Annotated in this window: 1 protein-coding gene; it reads left to right on the top strand. The window is 70.1% G+C overall.

The genetic code is table 11. The features are described 5' to 3' along the window. Window positions 1-568 (top strand): dTDP-4-dehydrorhamnose 3,5-epimerase family protein (locus AWZ10_RS40175; RefSeq protein WP_341846116.1); only part of this gene is annotated, 568 nt, incomplete at both ends.

Genomic DNA, 568 nt, shown 5'->3' with positions numbered 1-568 from the left:
AGGTTCGAGAGATGGCTGTGCCGGACGCCTACCACATCACGCCGCATCAGTTCCTGGACGAACGCGGCAGCTTCTACGAGTCGTTCCGGCACGACCGGCTGGCCGAGGAGATCGGCCGCCCCGTGCCGGTGGCGCAGGTGAACTACTCGGTCTCGCGCCGTCACACCCTGCGCGGGCTGCACGGCACGCTCCTGCCGCCGGGCCAGGCCAAAGTGGTGTGCGTGGTGCGCGGCGCCGTCCTCGACATCGTCGTGGACCTGCGGGTCGGATCCCCGACCTGGGGCGTGCACGAGGCGAACTGGATGTCCGCGGAGTCGGGCGAAGCACTGTTCGTCGCCGAGGGCCTGGTGCACGGCTTCCTCGCCCTCACCGACGACACCTGTGTGTCGTACCTGTGCTCCACCGGGTTCGTGCCCGGCACCCAGGTGGACATCGACCCCCTCGACCCCGAACTCGCCCTGCCCTGGGGCCTGGCGGAGACGCCCCTGATGTCGCAGAAGGACTCGTCGGCGATCTCGGTCGCCCAGGCCGGGGCAGCCGGACTCCTGGCCGGCTACGACGACTGTCT

This window comes from Streptomyces europaeiscabiei (assembly GCF_001550375.1).
Taxonomy (GTDB): Bacteria; Actinomycetota; Actinomycetes; order Streptomycetales; family Streptomycetaceae; genus Streptomyces; species Streptomyces europaeiscabiei.
This window is presented reverse-complemented; position numbering and strand designations above follow the sequence as displayed.